Origin of the sequence: Streptomyces sp. NPDC020875, assembly GCF_040641415.1 — a bacterium.
In the GTDB taxonomy this organism is placed as follows: domain Bacteria; phylum Actinomycetota; class Actinomycetes; order Streptomycetales; family Streptomycetaceae; genus Streptomyces.
On record NZ_JBFADP010000016.1, the window covers coordinates 1 to 17,323 of the forward strand.

The 17,323-nt window shown below is 72.2% G+C and carries 12 protein-coding genes; 4 read left to right on the forward strand and 8 right to left on the reverse strand.

The window, feature by feature from the left end; genetic code table 11:
• Positions 1-114: 114 nt before the first annotated feature.
• The 5 genes from AB0G74_RS11355 to AB0G74_RS11375 form a co-directional block, all read right to left on the reverse strand.
• On the reverse strand, positions 115-2,871 hold the full coding sequence (locus AB0G74_RS11355; protein ID WP_361143854.1) for an FtsX-like permease family protein: 2,757 nt from the start codon (positions 2,869-2,871) through the stop codon (positions 115-117).
• Between the two features lie 187 nt (positions 2,872-3,058).
• A complete protein-coding gene (locus AB0G74_RS11360) occupies positions 3,059-3,835 on the reverse strand; it encodes an ABC transporter ATP-binding protein (protein WP_361143515.1) in 777 nt (258 codons plus the stop codon).
• Positions 3,836-4,131: 296 nt separating this feature from the next.
• Positions 4,132-4,788 carry a PadR family transcriptional regulator gene (locus tag AB0G74_RS11365; RefSeq protein WP_361143518.1) on the reverse strand — a complete coding sequence of 219 codons (657 nt, stop codon included), beginning with the start codon at positions 4,786-4,788 and terminating at the stop codon, positions 4,132-4,134.
• A 112-nt stretch (positions 4,789-4,900) separates the two neighbouring features.
• Positions 4,901-5,173: a hypothetical protein gene (locus AB0G74_RS11370; RefSeq protein ID WP_361143521.1), complete on the reverse strand. Its 273-nt coding sequence runs from the start codon at positions 5,171-5,173 to the stop codon at positions 4,901-4,903.
• A gap of 786 nt (positions 5,174-5,959) precedes the next feature.
• Positions 5,960-7,840, reverse strand: coding sequence for a protein kinase (locus AB0G74_RS11375; protein WP_361143524.1), 1,881 nt, complete (start codon positions 7,838-7,840; stop codon positions 5,960-5,962).
• Positions 7,841-8,525: 685 nt separating this feature from the next.
• Between AB0G74_RS11375 and AB0G74_RS11380 the strand changes: the two genes are divergently transcribed.
• The gene (locus AB0G74_RS11380; protein WP_361143527.1) at positions 8,526-10,190 is read left to right on the forward strand and encodes a protein kinase; all 1,665 of its coding nucleotides are present in this window, start codon (positions 8,526-8,528) and stop codon (positions 10,188-10,190) included.
• A gap of 177 nt (positions 10,191-10,367) precedes the next feature.
• Here AB0G74_RS11380 and AB0G74_RS11385 read toward each other — a convergent pair whose 3' ends face one another.
• The 3 genes from AB0G74_RS11385 to AB0G74_RS11395 all read right to left on the reverse strand — a co-directional run bounded on the left by AB0G74_RS11385 (position 10,368) and on the right by AB0G74_RS11395 (position 13,241).
• Entirely contained in the window at positions 10,368-11,639 is a 1,272-nt protein-coding gene (locus AB0G74_RS11385; RefSeq protein WP_361143530.1) for a phosphotransferase, read from the reverse strand.
• Between the two features lie 15 nt (positions 11,640-11,654).
• Positions 11,655-12,059 carry a pyridoxamine 5'-phosphate oxidase family protein gene (locus tag AB0G74_RS11390; protein WP_361143857.1) on the reverse strand — a complete coding sequence of 135 codons (405 nt, stop codon included), beginning with the start codon at positions 12,057-12,059 and terminating at the stop codon, positions 11,655-11,657.
• A gap of 495 nt (positions 12,060-12,554) precedes the next feature.
• Positions 12,555-13,241, reverse strand: a complete 687-nt coding sequence (locus AB0G74_RS11395) for a response regulator transcription factor (protein ID WP_361143533.1) — start codon at positions 13,239-13,241, stop codon at positions 12,555-12,557.
• 386 nt (positions 13,242-13,627) lie between these two features.
• Here AB0G74_RS11395 and pdhA point away from each other — a divergent pair, with 386 nt between their 5' ends.
• Genes pdhA through AB0G74_RS11410 form a run of 3 tightly spaced genes read left to right on the forward strand, consistent with a single transcriptional unit; the run spans position 13,628 to position 17,314 of the window.
• Entirely contained in the window at positions 13,628-14,821 is a 1,194-nt protein-coding gene (pdhA, locus tag AB0G74_RS11400; protein ID WP_361143535.1) for a pyruvate dehydrogenase (acetyl-transferring) E1 component subunit alpha, read from the forward strand.
• Positions 14,822-14,823: 2 nt separating this feature from the next.
• Positions 14,824-15,804 carry an alpha-ketoacid dehydrogenase subunit beta gene (locus tag AB0G74_RS11405; protein ID WP_361143538.1) on the forward strand — a complete coding sequence of 327 codons (981 nt, stop codon included), beginning with the start codon at positions 14,824-14,826 and terminating at the stop codon, positions 15,802-15,804.
• A gap of 22 nt (positions 15,805-15,826) precedes the next feature.
• A complete protein-coding gene (locus AB0G74_RS11410) occupies positions 15,827-17,314 on the forward strand; it encodes a dihydrolipoamide acetyltransferase family protein (RefSeq protein ID WP_361143541.1) in 1,488 nt (495 codons plus the stop codon).
• Positions 17,315-17,323 lie beyond the last annotated feature (9 nt).

Here is a 17,323-nt window from a genome sequence, read left to right on the forward strand (position 1 = left end):
GTACAGGGCGCCGTCGGTCCGCAGGACGAGCAGCGGCGAGCCCGCTCCGGCGGTGTTGGCGGCGACGACGGGGCCGGTCTCCACCCGGGCCCACCACCTGGGGGTATCCCCGGATCAGGTCGTCTCGCGGCGGGCCAGCGCGCCCCGCGAGCGGGTCAGCAGCGCCGCCAGCAGGGTGGCGCCCAGCGGGACCGCGATCAGCAGCGCGCCGAGCGTGGTCCACGGCATGATGATCGGGACGTACGGTTCGACGCCCGCGTAGCCCTGGTCGAGGGCGACCTGGTACCACTCCTCCCGTTCCCGGCGGTCGGTGAGGACGAGCCCGATCGCGGGCACCATTCCGGCCGCCGAGCCGAGCACCACACCCATGGTGGCGACCACCCCGCACTGGAAACCGCTGAGCGTCCTGCGGACCCTCGGCGGGGCGCCGACGGCGCTCAGGGTCTTCAGATCGGCCTCGGCGTCGGCCTGGGAGAGACCGGTGGCGATACCGGCGGCGCCGATGGTGATCAGTCCGGCGAAGGCCGCCAGCGCCACCAGCACGAAGTTCATCTCGGACTGGTAGCCCCGCTCGATCGACAGCCCGGTGGAGGTACTGATCCGGGACAGCTCGTCATCCAGCTTCTGCTTCTCCTTGCTGTCGGGCAGCCGGTCCGTGGAGAAGTACGCGCCGTAGGGGACCGTCTTCAGCCCGGCGGCCTTGGCCGCGGCGGGCGACAGCACGGTCTGGAAGCCGTACGCCTCGGGATCACCGGTGACCTGGTGGACCTTGACGCTGCTGACGGCCCCCGGCTCCTCCTTGCCCTGTTCCAGGGCCTTGTCGGCGGCCTTGATGTCGGTGATCACCTTGATCCGGACCGTGCCGTCGCCGTGGGAGTGCTGCCGGGCGAAGGTCACCGCGCCGCCCGACTTCAGCGCCCGCTCGGCCGCCGCGTCCTTGATGCCGAGCACCTTCAGCAGCTTCTCGTCGGCCACGACGGCCTCGGCCACCCACGCGCCGTTGGCGCTGTCGCAGCGCCAGTCCTTGGCCAGCTTGCGGCGCTCCGCGACGCTGTACTTGGCCGCCGGGTCGTCCGTGCCGTTGCCGTAGTGGTGCAGCGGGCAGCGCTTCTCCTTCGGGACCATGACCACGTACCGGCCGCAGCCCGGGGAGTCGGAGTACGAGCTACAGGTGTTCTTGCCGACGACGATCCGGTCGATGTCGGCCCGGACGTCGATCGGGAAGTTCCGCTGGACCGCGGCCCGGATCGCGGGCATGTCCTGGCTGTTCTCCTCGGCCTGGACCGATACCGAGCCGTACGGCGCGGACGGGATGTACTGCGCCTTCCGCTGGGCCTCGTCGCTGGCCGCGTACGTGGCCACCGCGACGGTACCCGCGACGGCGGCCAGGACCGCCGCCACCGCCGGGGCCGTACGACCCCGGTTGCGGACCGCGTCCCGCAGCGCCAGCCGCGGCGACAGCGGCAGGAACCGGCCCAGCCGGCCGAAGAGGCCGACCAGGACGGGGGTCAGGGCGACCACGCCCAGCTCGGCGATGGCCGCGCCACCGGCGACGATCACAAAGCTCTTGAAGAGGAGGGAGCCGCCGAGGGCGATGGCGGTACCGAGCGCCACGGCGACCAGACCGATCACCGGCAGGACCCGGCTGCTGCGGCGGACGCCCCGGCGGCCGGTGAGCGAGGCCAGTACCGACTGGCGGGAGGCCGTGACGGCGGGCGCCAGGGCGGCGAGCGTACCGGTGAGGACCGCCAGCAGGGCGATGGCGAGCAGCTCCAGCGGACGGGCGTCGAAGGCGCCGAACCGCGCCCCCATCATTCCCTCGAACGTGCCGCGCAGGGCGATGCTGAGCACCACACCGACGGCCGTACCGATCACCGCGGCGGCGGCGCCGATCACCAGACCGCCCGCGAGGACGATGGCCCGGACATGGCGGCGGTCACCGCCGTTGGCGCCCACCAGGCCGAGCTGGCGGCGGGAGCGCCGGGCGCCCACGGCGAAGGCCGGGCCGGCCAGCAGACAGATCTCCAGCAGGGCGAGACCGATGACCGTCGCGACACCGGTCAGCTCCTCGGCTCCCATGGAGTCGTCGAACTTCCAGTTCTGGTAGCCGGGCTTCTGGTAGAGCGGCACCTCGGCGTCGGCGGGCGGGTCGAGCGCGACCTGACGGGACTCGACCACCGCGCCCTTGGCGTTGGCGGCCTTGACGAGGTTCCACGTGAAACCGCCCTTCAGCGCCACCAGATAGGTGGTGCTGGAACCGCCGGACTCCAGACCGGCCTTGACCAGGGCCTGGTTCAGCGGCTTGATGAGGGCCCCGGGCAACGCGTTGACCTGGGTGGACTCCAACGAGCTGGGCAGTTCGTAGGCGCCGACGATCCGGTACTCGCGGTCCAGATGGCGGGCGGTCAGCTTGTCGCCGACCTTCAGCCCGCTCTCCTTCAGGAAGTGGGTGGTCGCGGCGACCTCGGAGTCCTGGCCCGGGAGACGGCCCTCGGTGAGGGTCATCATGCCCTTGACCATCGGGTCGGTGGACTTCAGCTCACGGATATCGGTATTGAGCAGACCGTGGGCGGTCTCCAGCTTCGCGGAGCCGGTGGTGTCCGGCAGCAGCCGGGCGCCGGTCGGCGCGACCTTGCGGAGGTCCAGATCGCCGTCGCCCTGGGGGTAGGGCTCGTTCTCCTTGAGGACCTTGGCCGTGTCGTAGTTGTCGCCGGCCGGGACCTGGAAGATCGGGACGCCGCCCATGCCCGGGTCGCTCATCCGGGCGTCCGCGGCGCCGAGGTCGCGGGAGAACTTCTCCGTGGTGGAGAGTTCGGCGCTGCGCAGGGTCAGATCGGCGGCGCTGACACCGGCGATCGGCAGGGCGATCATCGCCAGGACGAGGAAGCTGCGTCCTTTGGAGCGCCAGGCGTCGCGGCGGGCGATCCGGAGCGCCGCCCGCCAGGAATGGAGCCAGTTCACTGTGCCGTCCCGTTCGCTTCTCCGCCCGCCCGCTGGGGGCGGCCATTGGTCTTCGTCCCCGGCCGGGGTGCCGTACGTCCGTAATGCGGTGCGTTTCTCACAGGTCGGCGCCCTGGGTGGTCAGCAGCGAGTCGGCGTCGCTGCGGACCGTCTGGTCGACCACGGAGCCGTCGCGGACGAAGACGACCCGGTCCGCCCAGGCCGCGAACCGGGGCTCGTGGGTGACGAGTACGGCGGCGGCGCCCGCGTCGCAGCGGGCCCGGAGCAGGGCGAGTACGGACTCCCCGGTCTCCGAGTCCAGCGCTCCGGTCGGCTCGTCGGCGAGGACCAGCCGCCGGTCGCCGACCAGGGCGCGGGCGATCGCCACCCGCTGCTGCTGGCCGCCGGACATCTCGTCGGGGAAGCGGTCGGCGAGATGGCCCAGCTCCATCTCCTCCAGGGCGGCCAGGGCCTCGACCCGGCCCTTGCGGGCGCTGACGCCGTCGAGTTCACGGGGGAGGGAGATGTTCTCGGCCGCGGTGAGGGCCGGGATCAGGTTGTAGTCCTGGAAGACATAGCCGATGCTGCGGCGGCGCAGGGCCGCGAGCTTCTTCCGGTCGGCGGTGGTGATGTCCGTGCCCTCGACGATGACCTGGCCCGTGGTGGGCATGTCGAGCCCGCCCGCGAGGGTCAGCAGGGTGGACTTCCCGGAGCCCGACGGGCCCATCACGGCGACCAGTTCGCCGGGGAAGACATCGAGGTTGACCCCGCGCAGGGCGTGTACCTCGGTCTCTCCGCTGCCGTGGACCCGGCCGAGCTCGACCAGGCGCAGGATCGCCTGGTTCTGCTGGTGCCCGTGGTGCTGCTGTGACTTCTGGGGACTGGCTGTGGACATGAGTGGGTTCCCCCCTGGGGCGGACAAATGGTGAGCGGAATGCCCCGGGCCGCCGTTGCGGGCAGCCGGAATCAGCCCGGCGGCCGGTTCGGGAAGCGGGGCCGGGCGGATCGTTCGGTCGGACGGGGCGTCAGCCGGTACGCGTACGCGTATCCGTTGGGTATTGCGGATGTGCGGTGCTGCGGGTGTGCGGTATTTCAGGTGTGACGTACCGCGGGTGTGTGGTGCCGCGGGTGTTTCAGGTGTTTCGGTTCGTGCGTGGTCCTCGGGTAGTGCCTACGGGGTCCGGAGCCGCGTCACTTGGCGCTGGTCGTGGTCCCGGAGTACGGGGCGGTCGAGCTGGTTCTCCCGGCACCGTCCGCCCGGGGTGCGGCCTCGCGGTTCTGCTTCGCTCTCCGATCGGCCGTGGCGGAGAGCCTGACCAGCCTGGCCTCGGAATGGTCGAGCCAGCGCGCCTCGGCCTCGGTCTGGAAGATCAGCTGTTCCAGCACGAGCAGCCAGGCGATGTCGTCCCGCTCGCTCGAACCGTCCCCGTTCTCGATCGCGGCCAGGGCCTGCGCCTTGAGCCGGGTGTAGTCCTGCATGGCCTTGACGGTGTGGTGCCGCTGGGCCTGGATCACCTGGCGGATGTCCACCCCGGGCGCGCCGATCGCCATCGCCAGCTTGATCGACAGCTCGTCCCTGGGCGGGTTGGTCCGGTCCACCGGCGCCTCGAACCACACCTTCAGTTCGCGGCGGCCCGGTTCGGTGATGACGTAGAGCGCGTGCCCCGCCTCGTCGGCGCCGTGCTGCGCGACCATGCCGTCGCGTTCGAGGCGGTTCAGCGTCGTGTAGACCTGGCCGACATTGAGCGGCCAGGTCGACCCCGTGCGCGCCTCGAACTCCGTACGGAGTTGAGAACCGTATCGGGGGCCGTGCTCCAGAAGGGCGAGCAGCCCGTGACGGATGGACATACTGAGTATGTATACCGGGTATGCCGCCCCGGTCCAACCGTCCCCGGATGGATGTCCCGAATACGACTCAGGGGGGACCCCGGTTGGTACGGGGGGTGGAGTCCGGGTGGGCTCAGCGGTGCCTGAGCCGGATGCCGAGGAAGCCGATCCCGAGACCCATCAGGGCCAGTCCGAACCCCAGGGACAGCGGCGACATCTCTTGCCCTGCCGACTGCCCCGTCGCTCGGGCGCGGTGCTGACCTGCGGCTGAGTGGGCGTCGGCGGTGGAGGCGGAGGCGGACTCCGGTGCCGTCCCGCCGGAGTCGTCCTCGGGCCGGCCGTCCCCCGGGGGACGTACGCCGCCGTCCCCGGCCGGCTCGTCGCCGGGTTCGGTGTCCGGTCGCACGGCGGCGGAGGAGGGGTCTCCGGAGCCGGTCGCGGCGGGCCGCTCCGACGGCGAACCAGTACCGGACTGTGACAGATCCGCCGGGGGCGTGGCGCCGTCGTCGGCGAGCGGCGGCGGGGGGAGCCGGTGCGGCGGTCGGCCGGGCCGGATCCGCCCCTCCCCCGCGGGGTGCCCGGCCAGCGACGGCCTGACGGGGTCGGGGGCGGGCGGTACCGCCTCCGGGCCGGGGCGGGGCGCGGTTCCGGCGGCCGTACCGGATCCGGCGGCCGTACCGCCGAACGGGCCGCCTCCGGTGCCACCGCTGCCGGTGCTGTCGCCGGTGCCGGGTGGGTCCGGTGGGGCGGGAGGGGTGAATGCCGCCGGAGCCGCGACCGCGACCGCGGCTGTTACGGCCCCAGGGGCGGCGGTGAGGGCGGTCCGGGTGAGGGGCGCGGGCCCCTCCGTACCGGCGAGGGGGAGGGCGAGGACGGCCAGGGCGGCGACGGCGGTCGCCCACCGCGGGCCGAGTCTGGGATGCACCGGGGAGAGCCCCCTCCCGTGCGGGCCGCGAGGCGGCGGCGGACGGCCGTGATCACGGACTCAGCGTCACACGGCACGGCCCGTCCGGCATCTCGGGCGCCCGGCTGCCACACGGGAGGGGTACGCGGCGCCCGTCACCGGGCCCGCGCCCGCGTCCCGTCTCGGTGCCGCGCCGACACCCCGCGTACCGCGATCCGTTTGTATGACCGCATTCCGCGATCCGCGCCGTACCGGTTCGACCGCGCAGCCGCGCGCCTGTGGAGACGGTCAGCCGCCGACCGGGCCGCCCTTGCCCGTGGAGATGGTCAGCTCGAACTGCTGGCGCTCGCCGACGGGGCTGTTGCCGCTCGGGAACTGGTTGACCACCGCGTCCTTGGGGTACTGCGGGTTGTCGGTCTCGGTGACCTTCCACGTCCACCCGGCGGACCGCAGGCACTCCTTGACGGAGAGGACGTCCTTGTAGAGGAGGTCGGGGGCGTAGACCTTCCCGGGGTCGTTGCTGTACTCCATCGCGTCCGAGCACTTCTCGGGCTTGATGGTGCGGGTCCGGTCCGGCGGGATGGCGTCCGTGCTCCCGGTGTCCGAATCGGAGTCCGTCCCCGTGTCCGTCCCCGTGTCCGTCTTGCCATCCGTGCCACTGGAGCCGGAGCCGGAGCCGGAGCCGGAGCCCGAGCCGCCCGCCGCCCGCCCGTCCGGTTCGTCCACGCCCGTGACCTCGACCGGGTCCTCGCGCATAAAGCTGTCCAGCGCCCGGAAGCCGAAGTTCAGCAGGAGCAGCGCGCCGAGGCAGCCGAGCAGGATGAAGGTCAGCCGCCGTCCCCTGCCGGGCCCCTTCCGGCCGGTCTGCGGCGTCATGGGCGCGGGTGTCGGCGCCCCCGTGTACGGCGCCGGAGTCCCGGGGCCGCCGGAGTGCGGATAGCCGTACGGCCGGGGTGTCTGCGGCCCGATCCCCTGCTGGGGGTGGCCTTGCTGGAGGTGCCCCTGGGGCATGCCGTGCTGCGGGTGGCCCTGCTGCGGATACGGCGGCGGCGTGCCGGGCCCGTACGGCGTCGCGACCGGTCCCATCGCGTGCTGCTGGGGATGCTGCGGGTAGGGGCTGTTCGGGATCCCGTGCGGCGGCGACTGCGGATGTCCCGGCCCGGTGTGCGGCTGCGGCTGGGGTCCCTGGGGCGCGTGCGGGGCCTGCGGCGACGGGAAGACCGCCGATCCCACGCCCGACCCGCTGGACGGCGCCGGGGCCCCGCTGACGATCGAGGGGTCCGGGGCCCGGCCGCCCGCGGCCACCCGCAGACACTCGGCCCGCATCGTCTCGGCGCTCGGGAACCGCTCGTTCGGGTTTTTCTTCAGCGCGCGCAGGACCAGCGCGTCCATGGCCGGGGTGAGCGACCGGTTGATGGTGGAGGGCGCGGCGGGCTCCTCCTGGACATGGGCGTACGCGATCGCCAGCGGCGAGTCCGCGTCGAACGGCAGCCGCCCGGTGAAGAGCTGGAAGAGCATCACGCCGACCGAGTAGAGGTCGGAACGGGCGTCCACCGCCCGGCCGAGGGCCTGCTCGGGCGAGAGGTACTGCGGCGTCCCGACGACCATGCCCGTCTGGGTCATCGACGTGACCCCCGACTGCATGGCGCGCGCGATGCCGAAGTCCATCACCTTGACGATCCCGCGCCGGTTCACCATCACATTGCCGGGCTTGATGTCCCGGTGGACGAGACCGAACTCGTGGCTGGTCTCCAGGGCGGCCAGCACGTCGGCCGCCACCTTCAGGGCCCGGTCGGCGGGCATCGCCCCGTGGCGCCGGATATCGGCCGCCAGTACGGAACCGAGCGGCTCCCCCTCGACGTACTCCATGACGATGTAGGGGACCAGCGTGCCGTTCAGCTCGTCCTCGCCCGTGTCGTAGACGGAGACGATGTTGTTGTGCGTGAGCTTGGCGACCGCCTGCGCCTCGCGGCGGAACCGCTCGCGGAACGACTGCTCGCGCCCCAGCTCCGTATGGAGGGTCTTGATCGCCACCGGCCGGTCCAGCACCGAGTCGTGCGCCAGATGGACCGATGCCATGCCGCCCTGCCCGAGCAGATCGCGGAGCTGGTACCGGCCCCGGGCGACCGAGCCGCCGACATGGTGGCCCTGCGCGCCGTCCTGGCTCATGTTCTGCTTCCCCCTCGGCGTGGGCGTCCGCCGCGGCCGGGTGCCGCTGCGCGGATCGCGGCGGTACGCGGCGCGCGGGGCGGGTGGCTCTCCCCGCGGTGCGCTCCGGCGGCCTCTTTGCCCACGCGATGCTCCGTGCTACGGGGGCAAGTCTGCCCCAGTGCACCGGCACGTCAAGCCGGGTGCCCGTTCCGTGACCCTCCACACGGCAGGCGATTCGGGTGAGTGAGGAGAGTGTGACGGGAATCGTGGGGAATGAGGGGTGATTTGCGTGGCCGTGCTCACAACGGGTTTGATGACCGGTCCATCCCGCGCGGTCGTGTCGGTGGAAGGCTGTAGCGTGAGGCAACGGAACGCCCGCCCCGGACGTTCCGAGGAATACGGGCCCGGCGCTCCGGCTGGTTCCGCGTCCGGTATCCGGTCGGCGATCTCCGCGATCCCGGCCGTGACCCCCGCGTTCCGACATATTCCGAACATATCCCGACCGATTCGACCGCCCGCTTTTTGAACGACACCGACCGACCACCCGTACCGATCACCGACCCCGATCCTGATCCCGATCCGTACTCGGGCCCGACCGGACCCGGCCGGGACCCGGACGAGCGGTACAGCTCCACAGACACGCAGCGACACAGCAGATCCAGCGGACCCGACGGCTCCACTGAATAGACGACGGCGAGGACTGATGGCACCCGAACCCGAAGCAGGCGTCGGCGGCACGCCGGAATCCGGGGACTCCTGGGGGTCGGGCGGCCTGGTCGGCGGCGGTCGTTACCGTCTGACGTACCGCCTGGGACGCGGCGGCATGGCCGAGGTCTACGCCGCCGAGGACGTCCGGCTGGGCCGTGAGGTGGCGGTGAAGCTGCTCCGCGCAGACCTCGCCGAGGACCCGGTGGCCAAGGCCCGGTTCACCCGGGAGGCACAGTCCGTCGCGGGTCTGAACCACCATGCGATCGTCGCGGTCTACGACTCCGGTGAGGACGTCGTCGGCGGCCAGGTCGTCCCGTACATCGTGATGGAGAAGGTCGAAGGGCGGACGATCCGCGATCTGCTGATCAACGCGGAGGCGCCCCCGGCCGAGCAGGCGCTGATCATCGTCTCCGGGGTGCTGGAGGCGCTGGCCTACTCGCATCAGCACGGCATCGTCCACCGGGACATCAAGCCCGCCAACGTCATCATCACCAACGCGGGCGCGGTCAAGGTGATGGACTTCGGCATCGCCCGCGCCCTGCACGGCGCTTCGACGACGATGACCCAGACCGGCATGGTCATGGGCACCCCGCAGTACCTCTCGCCCGAGCAGGCCCTCGGCAAGGCGGTGGACCACCGCTCCGATCTGTACGCGACGGGCTGTCTGCTCTACGAACTCCTCGCGCTCCGCCCCCCGTTCACCGGCGAGACCCCGCTGTCGGTGGTCTACCAGCACGTCCAGGACGTGCCCGTGCCGCCGTCCGAGGTGCTGGACGCGGTCCCGCCGGAGCTGGACGGCCTGGTGATGCGGTCGCTGGCGAAGGACCCCGACGACCGGTTCCAGAGTTCGGAGGAGATGCGGGGGCTGGTGCAGTACGCCCTCCAGATGCTCCAGCAGCAGGGCGGCCACACCGGCGCCTGGAACACCGGCCCGGTCGACACCTACGGGGCGCCCGCCCGGGCGCTGGGCGCGACCGCGGCGACCGCCGTGCACCCCGCCGTACCCGGCGGCGAGACGTCCCAGGGCCCGATCCTGCCGCCGCTCAACCCCGACGACGGCGGTTTCAACGGCTATGACAACGGGTCCGGCGGGCGGCGCCGCGGGAAGGTCTGGCTGTTCGCGGCGCTCGCGGTGATCGCGGTCGTGATGGGTGTCGCGTTCGCCCTGAAGGCCACCGAGGACCCCGGCAAGAAGCCCCGGGACGACACCAAGATCTCGGACTCGCCGTCGGTGAAGGAATCCGATTCGCCGAGCCCGGAGACCAAGTCCTCCCCGCCGGAGTACGAGGAGGAGAAGCCCCGGTACACGGAGAAGCCCCGCTATCCGCGGAACTCCCCGTCGGCGTCGCAGTCGGCCTCCGAGGGCCCGACGGACGACCCCAGCAAGGAGCCGCCGAAGCAGTCGGAGAACCCGGGCTCCAAGCCGCCGGGCAACGGCGACGACGGCGGCGCGGACTCGGGCGGCAACCCGGCGGGCGGCGGTTCGGGCGGGCTCATCGGCGGTCCGGGCGGCGGCAATCCGGCGGGCGGCAACCCCGGTGGCGGCAATCCGGCGGGCGGCGGCGCGGGGGGCAACCCCGCGGGTGGCTCCGGCGGTGAGGCGGCGAACGGCGGTGCCGGCGGCGGCGAAGCGGCGGCGGGCGGAGCCAACGGCACCTGACCGTGTGACCGGCGCCGACCTGATACCCGACCCGGCGCCGGTTCCGTACGGTCGTACGGCACCGGACGGGCGCCCCGAAACAAACGGATGCGCGGGAGAACTGCCCGGCGCGCGCCGGTGGTCGCGCGCCCCCGCACTCCGGAGGCGCCCCCCTGAGGCGGCCGGGCGCGTCCGGTGTCAGTTGGCGAATGCCTCCCGTACGGCCTCGTACTCCCGGGTCCACCACACCGCCAGGGCCGACACCGCGGCGAACTGCGGGTCGGCCCTTCGGTCGTGGCGCTGATAGCGCCAGCGGAGTATCCAGAAGTCGTTGAGCCGTTCCCACCACACCCGGTGGACGGCGGCGTCGAGTTCGGAGGTGTCGGCGCCGACGGCATGGCGGTAGGCGCGGGCGTAGGCCCGTACCTTCGGCAGCTCCAGCGCCCCTTCCGGCCGGACGAAGAAGATCGCGGCGGCCCGGACCGCCTCCTCCGCCCTGGGCTGGACGCCCAGCCGGTCCCAGTCGACGATCGCGGCGGGTTCGGCGCCCCGGTAGAGCAGGTTGAGGGGGTGGAAGTCGCCGTGCACCCAGCCCCCGGCGGACGCTGCGGGCGGTCGCAGATCGGCGTGCAGCTCCAGCATGGTCCGGCGCTCCAGCAGCCGGTGCTCGGCGAGTAAGTCGAAGGAGTCGCGCGGGCCCGCCGCCCTGATCAGGGCGAGGAGTTCGTCGATCAGGGAGAAGGTCTCCCGGGGGTCGGCGCTCTCGTACGCCCCGCCGGACTCGGCCCGGCCGTCCGGCCGCCCACGGCTCTCCGTCCGCAGGGCGTACGGTCCGCCGGTCTCCGTCCGCAGGGCGCACGGTCCGCAGGGCTCCGGCCGTCCACCCGGTCCACCGCGTCCGCCGGGTCCGCCGTTCCTGGGCTCCTGGTGGTGGCCGGGTGGCCGCTCACGGGCTCCCCGCTGGTGCCCGGGTAGCCCTGCCAGCGGCCCCCGCTGGTATTCCGGTGGCGGGGCCCAGGTGCCGGTGCGGCCGCCCGGCCGCTGGTCCTGGTGGCTCATCACCTGTTCGAGACCGTTGTGGACCAGGCCGAGGAGCGCGCCGAGACGGTGCGATTCCAGGGTGGAGAGATGGGCGCCGTCGCGGTGGCGGCCGTCCACCCAGGGGTGCAGGGCGTAGCAGTGGCCGCCGATCACGGCGACCGTGTCGCCCCCGGCGTCGGCCACGGCCGGGGCGACCGGCACCCCGAGGGCTTCGAGCAGCCGGGTCGCCCGGTGCTGGCGGGCGATGGCCTCCGGATCGCCGTCGAGATGGTGCTTGAGGAAGTAGGCGCCGCGGGTGGTGGCGAGCCGGTAACCCCGGTTGAGCAGGCCCTGGGTGACCGGCTCGCACGTCAGCGGCTCGCCGGGGCCGTCGTAGCGGCGCAGCAGCGCGCCGACGGGTGGGACGGCGTTGTCATATGAGCGCGGCACTCGCCAGATGGTAGATCACGCAGCGTGTCCGCTGGGCTGCTCTTCGCGATAATCCAACGTATGCAGGGTCACGAATTGAGGTTCGACGCGCATGAAGACGGGGTCGAAGGGCTCGCCGTCCGCGCGCTCGGGCTCGGGCCCGAAGAGCCGCCGTTCCTCGTCGGTGGGGCAGACGATCCGGGCGGTCCCGATGAACTGGACGGACCAGACGTTCCGGCCGCCCCGGTCGAAGGAGTCGGCGCCGTACGCGACGACGCTGCCGTTGCAGGCGCGGTGGTAGCCGAAGCCGCGGTGGATCCGGAGGACCACGGAGCCGTGGTGCACGATGTGCCGGGCGGGCGCGACGAACGGCATGGCGCGCATGCTGGTGGCGAGCCGGCCGAACCAGACCCGGCCGAGCAGGTCGATGGCGTGGGCGATGTCCCCGGCGCCCGGGTCGGCCCCGGCTCCGGTGGCGGCGGAGGTCCCGGTCGTGACGGAGGTCCCGGCCCCGCCCCTCGTACCGATGGCCGTCTCGGCGAAGGCCCCCGTTCCGTCCCCCGTACCGATGCCCGTCTCGGTGAAGGCCCCGTCGAAGGACCCCGTCTCCGGCTCGGCGCAGGGCGTGGCGCGGGTCTCGGCGGTGTTCCCGGCCGCGGCGCCGTCGTCGGCGTTCGTCCCGCCGCCGGGGTCGCCCGGGAGGCCGGCGGGCGCGGTCGGCGCGGCGGACGCGGTGGACTCGGCGGACATGCCCTCCACTCTCGGCGCCGGGAGCGGTCCGCGGAAGGGGCCGCCGCCCCTGCTCGGCGGGGACGTTGGTCCCGTCGTCGCAGGGCCGGGCGGGCCGCCGGGCTCGGGTGAGTACGTCACGGAAAGTGATCCCCCCAGGATCGGCGCCCGTGCCGTGCGTGAGGCGCCTGTTACGTCAGGTGTCGGTCAGTGCGTCGTCCGCGAGGACGAGGAGGTCCGGCCCTCGGCCTGGAGCCGCGCCACGTACGCCGCCGCCTGCGACCGCCGCTCCATCCCCAGCTTGCTCAGCAGGCTGGAGACATAGTTCTTGATCGTCTTCTCGGCGAGATGGAGCCGTTCGCCGATCGCCCGGTTGGTCATGCCCTCGCCGATCAGATCGAGGATCCGGCGCTCCTGCTCGGTCAGGGCCGCCAGCTTGTCGTCCGGCTTGGGGCCGTTGCCGTCCCGCAGCCGGGCCAGGACCCGGGCGGTGGCGACCGGGTCGAGCAGGGACCGGCCCGCCGCCACGTCGCGGACCGCCGAGAGGAGTTCGTTCCCCCGGATCGCCTTGAGGACATAGCCGGAGGCCCCGGCCATGATCGCGTCGAAGAGGGCCTCGTCGTCCGCGAACGACGTCAGCATCAGGCACTTGATGGACTCGTCCCGGGAGCGGATCTCCCGGCAGACCTCCACTCCGCTGCCGTCCGGCAGCCGTACGTCGAGGACCGCGACATCGGGCCGGGTGGCCGGGATCCGGGCGAGGGCGTCCTCCGCCGTCCCGGCCTCCCCGACGACCACGATGTCGTCTTCGACGGAGAGCAGTTCATGAACGCCCCGCCGGACGACTTCATGATCATCGAGCAGGAATACGGTGATTTTTCCTTCTTCTCGCACGGTTGCAGTCTCACACATCGACTCTTCCCGTGCCCCGGGTGGCCGGGATACCGTGCGACTGTTCCCGGCGGTTCACCAGGCCGCCACCAAGGCCGCGTCCGAGGCCCTGACCAGTGATTGTCGTCCGCCGCGCGGCCCCATTTCGCGATTTACTTGGAAATCCAAGCAAAAACGCAGGTCAAATGGGGTTTCGCAGGAATGCGGCCCACTGGGTAACGTGCTGAGGACAGGGCGCTCGCCGGGGCACCTGTCACGTCTGTTCCCGGCGCCGCACCCACCCCGTGCGGGGAGCGGGAGCAGGCGAGCCTCCCCTTGTCTCCACGAGACAGGGGCGACCCCAGGCTCCCGGCAACCCCGGGGGACCGGACAGACGGAGGAGCACGCACGTGACCGTGGAGAGCACTGCCGCCCGTAAACCGCGCCGCGGCGGCGGCAAGCGCGTCAGCGCCGCGAAGAAGCCACAGAGTTCCGAGCCCCAGCTCGTACAACTGCTCGACCCCGAGGGCAATCGGGTCGCGCACCCCGATTTCGCGTACGACCCCACCCCCGACGAGCTGCGCGGACTCTACCGGGACATGGTTCTGACCCGCCGTTTCGACGCCGAGGCCACCGCCCTCCAGCGTCAGGGCGAGCTGGGTCTGTGGGCGTCCCTGCTGGGTCAGGAGGCGGCGCAGATCGGCTCCGGCCGGGCCCTGCGCGACGACGACTACGTCTTCCCGACCTACCGCGAACACGGTGTCGCCTGGTGCCGCGGGGTCGACCCGACGAAGCTGCTGGGGATGTTCCGCGGGGTCAACCACGGCGGCTGGGACCCCACGAGCAACAACTTCCACCTCTACACCATCGTCATCGGCTCGCAGACCCTGCACGCCACCGGCTACGCCATGGGCGTGGCCAAGGACGGCGCCGACTCGGCCGTGATCGCCTACTTCGGCGACGGCGCGTCCAGCCAGGGCGATGTGGCCGAATCGTTCACCTTCTCCGCGGTCTACAACGCGCCGGTGGTCTTCTTCTGTCAGAACAACCAGTGGGCGATCTCGGAGCCGACCGAGCGGCAGACCCGGGTCCCGCTGTACCAGCGCGCCCAGGGCTACGGCTTCCCCGGCGTCCGGGTCGACGGCAATGACGTGCTGGCCTGTCTCGCGGTCACCCGCTGGGCGCTGGAGCGGGCCAGGAACGGCGAGGGCCCGACCCTGGTGGAGGCGTTCACCTACCGGATGGGCGCGCACACCACCTCCGACGATCCCACCAAGTACCGCCACGACGACGAGCGGGCCGCCTGGGAGGCGAAGGACCCGATCCTGCGGCTGCGGCGGCATCTGGAGCGGGAGGGCCACGCCGACGAGGCGTTCTTCACGGCCCTGGACGAGGAGAGCGACGTACTGGCCCGGCGGGTCCGCGAGTCGGTCCGCTCGATGCCCGACCCGGACCCGATGGCCATGTTCGACCATGTGTACGCGGACGGGCACGCGCTCGTCGACGAGGAGCGGGCGCAGTTCGCCGCGTACCAGGCGTCCTTCGCGGACGCCCCCGAGACCGGTTCGCAGGGTTCGCAGGGTTCGCACGGAGAGGGGCACTGATCGTGGCCGTCCAGAAACTACCCCTCGCCAAGGCGCTGAACGAATCCCTCCGTACGGCGCTGGAGAACGACCCCAAGGTCCTCGTGATGGGTGAGGACGTCGGAAAGCTCGGCGGGGTCTTCCGGATCACCGACGGGCTCCAGAAAGACTTCGGCGAGGACCGGGTGATCGACACCCCGCTCGCCGAGTCCGGGATCATCGGGACCGCGATCGGCCTGGCCCTGCGCGGCTACCGCCCGGTGGCCGAGATCCAGTTCGACGGCTTCGTCTTCCCCGCGTACGACCAGATCGTCACCCAGCTCGCGAAGATGCACGCCCGCGCGCTCGGCCTGGTCAAGCTGCCGGTCGTGATCCGGATTCCGTACGGCGGCGGGATCGGCGCGGTCGAGCACCACAGCGAGTCGCCGGAGGCACTCTTCGCCCATGTCGCCGGGTTGAAGATCGTCTCGCCCTCGAACTCGTCCGACGCCTACTGGATGCTCCAGCAGGCCATCCAGTCCGACGACCCGGTGATCTTCTTCGAGCCGAAGCGGCGCTACTGGGACAAGGGCGAGGTCGACACCGAGGCGATCCCCGGACCGCTGCACCAGGCCCGGGTCGTCCGGGAGGGCGACCGGATCACCCTCGCGGCGTACGGGCCGATGGTGAAGGTCTGTACGGAGGCAGCGGCGGCGGCGGCCGAGGAGGGCGTCTCGGCCGAGGTACTGGATCTGCGGTCCATGTCGCCGATCGACTTCGACGCGATCCAGCGGTCGGTGGAGAAGACCGGCAGGCTGGTGGTGGTGCACGAGGCGCCCGTGTTCTACGGCTCGGGCGCGGAGATCGCCGCCCGGATCACCGAGCGGTGCTTCTACCACCTGGAGGCACCGGTGCTGAGGGTCGGCGGTTTCCACGCCCCCTACCCGCCGGCGCGGCTGGAGGAGGAGTACCTCCCGGGTCTCGACCGGGTGCTCGACGCCGTCGACCGCGCGCTGGCGTACTGAGGGAAGAGGGAGTGCCGAGAACATGACGGAGAACACCGCTCACCGCTTCCGTGAGTTCAAGATGCCCGATGTGGGCGAGGGACTCACCGAGGCGGAGATCCTCAAGTGGTACGTCCAGGTCGGTGACACGGTCACCGACGGCCAGGTGGTCTGCGAGGTCGAGACCGCGAAGGCGGCGGTCGAGCTGCCGATCCCGTACGACGGTACGGTGCACGAACTCCGCTTCCCGGAGGGCACGACGGTCGACGTCGGCCAGGTGATCATCTCGGTGGACGTGGTACCGGGCGGGGCCGCCTCGGGGGAGGCCCCCGCCGCGACCCCGGCCGCCGCGCCGCGTACCGAGGCCCCCGCCGCGCCGGAGCCGGAGGAGGAGGCCGCGCCCAAGGGGCGGCAGCCGGTACTCGTCGGCTACGGGGTCGCGGAGACCTCGACCCGGCGCAGGCCGCGCAAGGCCCCGGCGGCCGGCGGTACGGCTCCCGCGTCGGCGCCGCCCGTCGCGCAGGTGCCGGAGCAGGCCGCCGCGGCGGCGGTCCAGGGCGAGCTGAACGGCCACGGCACGCCGCCCCCGGGCGAGTTCCCGGCCGCTCCGGTCGCCCGCCCGCTGGCGAAGCCGCCGGTCCGGAAGCTGGCCAAGGACCTCGGGGTCGATCTGACCGAGGTCACCCCGACCGGCCCGGACGGGATCATCACCCGGGACGACATCCGCGCCGCCGTCGCCCCGGCCGAGGCCCCGGCACCCGCCGCCGCGGCTGCGGAACCCGGTCCCGAGCCGGTGTCCGCGGGCGGCCCGGCCGTCGCGGCGGCCGGTGCGCGGGAGACCCGTATCCCGGTCAAGGGGGTACGGAAGGCGACGGCGGCGGCCATGGTCGGCAGCGCCTTCACGGCACCGCACGTCACCGAGTTCATCACCTTCGACATCACCCGGACGATGAAGCTCGTCGACGAGCTGAAGGCCGATCCGGAACTGGCCGGGGTCCGGGTCAATCCGCTGCTGATGATCGCCCGCGCGGTCCTGGTCGCGGTGAAGCGGAACCCGGGGATCAACGCGTCCTGGGACGAGGCGGCCCAGGAGATCGTCCAGAAGCACTACGTCAATCTGGGCATCGCGGCGGCCACCCCGCGCGGTCTGATCGTGCCGAACATCAAGGACGCGCAGGCCAAGACGCTGCCCGAACTGGCGGCGGCGCTGGGCGAGCTGGTCTCGGTGGCCCGGGACGGCAAGACCACCCCGGCCGCGATGCAGGGCGGCACGCTCACCATCACCAATGTCGGTGTCTTCGGTGTCGACACCGGGACCCCGATCCTCAACCCGGGCGAGTCCGCGATCCTCGCGGTCGGCGCGATCAAGCTCCGGCCCTGGGTGCACAAGGGGAAGGTGAGGCCGCGTCAGGTCACGACGCTGGGGCTCTCCTTCGACCACCGGCTGGTCGACGGCGAACTCGGCTCCCGCTTCCTTGCGGACGTGGCGGCGGTGCTGGAGCGGCCCAAGCGGCTGATCACCTGGGTCTGATCTTTGGAG

Excerpts from the sequence above, each read along its gene's own strand:
- AB0G74_RS11355 (WP_361143854.1), bottom strand. The coding sequence starts at position 2,871 with ATGATCGCCCTGCCGATCGCCGGTGTCAGCGCCGCCGATCTGACCCTG.
- AB0G74_RS11360 (WP_361143515.1), bottom strand. The coding sequence starts at position 3,835 with ATGTCCACAGCCAGTCCCCAGAAGTCACAGCAGCACCACGGGCACCAG.
- AB0G74_RS11365 (WP_361143518.1), bottom strand. The coding sequence starts at position 4,788 with ATGTCCATCCGTCACGGGCTGCTCGCCCTTCTGGAGCACGGCCCCCGA.
- AB0G74_RS11375 (WP_361143524.1), bottom strand. The coding sequence starts at position 7,840 with ATGAGCCAGGACGGCGCGCAGGGCCACCATGTCGGCGGCTCGGTCGCC.
- AB0G74_RS11380 (WP_361143527.1), top strand. The coding sequence starts at position 8,526 with ATGGCACCCGAACCCGAAGCAGGCGTCGGCGGCACGCCGGAATCCGGG.
- AB0G74_RS11410 (WP_361143541.1), top strand. The coding sequence starts at position 15,827 with ATGACGGAGAACACCGCTCACCGCTTCCGTGAGTTCAAGATGCCCGAT.